Origin of the sequence: Streptococcus sp. Marseille-Q4154 (genome assembly GCF_916700545.1) — a bacterium.
Taxonomy (GTDB): domain Bacteria; phylum Bacillota; class Bacilli; order Lactobacillales; family Streptococcaceae; genus Streptococcus; species Streptococcus infantis_I.
This window is the reverse complement of record NZ_CAKAKN010000006.1, coordinates 1-3,565: the sequence shown is the minus strand read 5'-3', so window position 1 is coordinate 3,565 and position 3,565 is coordinate 1. Positions and strand designations below refer to the sequence as shown.

Genomic DNA, 3,565 nt, shown 5'->3' with positions numbered 1-3,565 from the left:
GTTTGTCCTCGACGTACTTCGCAAACTGCGCCCATTGTTTCTGATGTTGCACCAAGCTAGCGTTAGATGATACCGTGTCATACCTCGCATATCTGCCCTTATTCTGCTCTTTCACTTCGTTTCTCGATACAGTTCGATTTCTGTATTGCTTCGACAAGATATCAAAGCCTTTCATAGCCACTTTTCCCATGATTGCACCTCTCGTTTTCTAGTTAAAAAATTCCGCAAGCAAAATTCAGCTACAAGCAGCTGCATACGACCATATTTTAAGAGCGTCGCTATTGCTCTAGCTCACGTATAAAAACAACTCTATCCAAATTTTGAGTCATTCTAGACCTACGAGCAGAAGAGTGACCTTAATCTGCCCTCTCTCCCTCACCTCGCAGTGACAGACGTTAGTCTGTCTATCCGTTTCGCCAGAAACGGCTTTAGGTCAGCGTGTGACTGTCTATCTCCCATTTTCGTTCGCTTAAAGCTCACTCAAATTTTAGATAGACAGTCCTGTTTCGTTCTTCGAACGAACTCAAAATGACTTCGTCATTTTTCGGTCGCATCTATCGATGCGAAACGTAAGAGAATGTAACAAATTCTCTTACGTTTTCTTCGGTTCTATCGAACCGACTGCCAGCGTTGCTGTCAGATATTGCACCACCTCGTGCCTATGTTTTCCTCTCCTTTCTTATTAATTTTTCGTAAAGATAATGTATCCTCGACACCTATCAATTCAGCATTACCTAGAGCTAACATAGCCTCGCCAATCATCCACACGGACAAAAGGTTCGACTACCTCTAACCACACTATCGAACACAAAAAAAGACCAAATACTTATACGCCTATCCCCGAAAGAATAAGCGTCTTTTAAGTATTTGCTCTTGTTACATTTTTTTATATTCTAAGTCATAACACGTGCGACACACGACACTAAAACACCAAGCACGGATTGGTTTTGTATCAAAACAAGTTTTAGATGAAAACAAGTAATCTGCTTCAGTATCCATACCGAAGGCTATGCAGTTACAAGAAGTTTAGTCCGAACACCTATTCAGACAGACGTATCATAGCGATAGTCTAAATGTAAAATTGTTTTACCCCTTTAGTATATCACACTTGAAACGCCATTACAATCTATGATAAACCACGCTTTTTTTATATTCCAATTTGCCTCTTGACGATAAGTAACCTATCGCTTTAACCTAAAAATCACCAGGCGCTCGTTTAAACTCGCCCCTAGTGATCTTCAGCATAATATGCGATAGCTTATCGTCAAGAGTTTTCTCGGCATATAAGACCGTCTAAGACCTCAAATGCTGACGTCCTCGCCCTTTTCCCCTAAATAGTCGTAAATATCCGTTTGATAACTATCCTTTTCTGCTTGTTGTATCACTTCAGCAGTTGTTGGTTGTCTGTTATCTGTTATTTGCATCTCATAACCGACAACCTTACGACCATTTTTAACCACGTTCAAGTAGATATCTACCCCTTCTAATTTTTTCTCTATTTCTTCTGCTCCAACTTTTAGACAATTTCTAACAAAGATAGCTGGCGCCATTCGTTTCTCCGTACCTAAAAACCAATCTTGCCACTCATCTAAATCCCCTTGAATTGTTGTGACACGTTGTTTTTTAAAGCGATTTGCTTCCCATATTTTCATTAAAATAGTCGCATATTTTGATTTAATTTGAGCCAATTCTGCCAATTTAAACGAATAGAATTGACTACGCAATGCAAAGACATAAGGTGCAGCATCTTCTGAAAAGACAAATTCCACTTCGCCATTAGCTAAGAATTTAATCTTTCTAAATAACTGTGTCATCAATATCCCTTTAACGCCATTCTCAACGATTGGTAGATATAACGCAGTGTTTTCGTTTAAGGATTTAAAAGCACGTGCTACACGCTCATAACTGTATCCTGTTGCGTTCAATCCAAAGTGTTTTATTACCTCTTTAGTAGTCACTACAAAGGTATCCGTTACATTACTTTCTTTGGTCACATAGCTAAAACAATAATCCAGTAATCTATGTTCAAATGCTTTTAAATTTCCAAACGCCTTTGCCAAATCATTTGCTTGTACTACAAGATAATCCTGTCTTGATAGTAAGCCCTCAAAAGCATTTTCTGCTTTCCCTTTTTTCATAGTTTTACCTCACGTCAATTTTTGTCATAAATGATTATATAATATTACATGACAATAGTCAATATTTTTTTAATTTTTTAGTCAGGTTTCACGTCAATTTTTGTCATGTATCACGTCAATTTTTGTCATGTATCACGTCAATTTTTGTCATGTATCACGTCAATTTTTATCACTTATCTCTTCGCAAACCCTTGATATTACTGACTTTTTGAACCCCCTAAAGTATATAAAAGTAATTATAAAAGTAACTTATAAAGTATCTACTTTAGAAAAAAAAGCCTTATTTTTTTTAATTTTTCAAAAAAAGTTATAAGTATTTCTGTAAAACATCCAATCGATTATGACCTACAAATCGGCTCACATCCGTCGCACTAATCGCATACCCTTTCCAGTTCCCAATTTGAACTGTCTCAAAAGGTCTTACAGCCTCTCTGATACGTTCGCCGTCTTTGTAGTAGGTTTTATATAATAGCGTTCGACCTGTTTCCTCGTTGTACGTAAAGCCTATTCTGCTATATCCTGTTTGTCTATTTTGAAAGATTTCATCCGTCATCTTCCCAACTTTACTCTCCCAGTACTCCTGTCGCTCTCGTAGTTGTCGTTCTACGTACTCGTTCCTGTTGATGTGTAACCCAAATTTTCTACTTTCCGACTGAAACAAGCGTTCACTCGATTTTGACCTCGATTTCAGCATTGTTTCACGTTCAGATACCGACTTATTCAGATATTCTCTTGTATATACCCTACTAGAAGCTCCGTATTTGCGCCACATCTGCTCTCTCATGTCCTCTCTTACTGGTGCCAGTCTATATTTACCCCCTTTACCGATAACCTCAACAAAGAGCCTATTAGAGCCTTCTACGTGTCCCAAGTTCCTAAACGTTACCCCTTGATACTCACTTCCCTTTTTACCGAAAATCTCCGACCTCCGTAGTCCAAACGCTCGACTAAAGTCTATAACGTCCTTATTTGCCTCATAAACGCTCGGATTTCGCATTCTAAACTCTAGCGCAGTTAAATCCTTATAAACGTTTGTAGGCCCCTTAGAAGCCAAAATATGCCCTTCTGAGCGCATGCTCGTTAATGACACTCTTTGATTAGGTTCCCAAACCCTGCTCCCAATCATTACATGATTGATCGCAGTTACTCTCGACTTCAACGTCTTCTCAGACAAACCTCTAGCTTGTTCGTGTTTAATAAACTCTCGCACATGTTCCTGGTCAATCTTCTTAAGACCTTTAAGACCGTGTTTGTCCTCGACGTACTTCGCAAACTGCGCCCATTGTTTCTGATGTTGCACCAAGCTAGCGTTAGATGATACCGTGTCATACCTCGCATATCTGCCCTTATTCTGCTCTTTCACTTCGTTTCTCGATACAGTTCGATTTCTGTATTGCTTCGACAAGATATCAAAGCCTTTCATAGCC

Annotated in this window: 2 protein-coding genes and 1 pseudogene; all 3 read right to left on the bottom strand. The window is 38.9% G+C overall.

The features are described 5' to 3' along the window. A pseudogene (locus tag LG369_RS08430) lies at positions 1-190 on the bottom strand (recombinase XerC); the annotation flags it as partial. Positions 191-1,301: 1,111 nt separating this feature from the next. Beyond that, a complete protein-coding gene (locus LG369_RS08425; protein WP_225750792.1) occupies positions 1,302-2,138 on the bottom strand; it encodes a replication initiation protein in 837 nt (278 codons plus the stop codon). A 307-nt stretch (positions 2,139-2,445) separates the two neighbouring features. Continuing rightward, positions 2,446-3,561: a site-specific integrase gene (locus tag LG369_RS08420; RefSeq protein ID WP_225750793.1), complete on the bottom strand. Its 1,116-nt coding sequence runs from the start codon at positions 3,559-3,561 to the stop codon at positions 2,446-2,448. Positions 3,562-3,565: the final 4 nt, after the last annotated feature.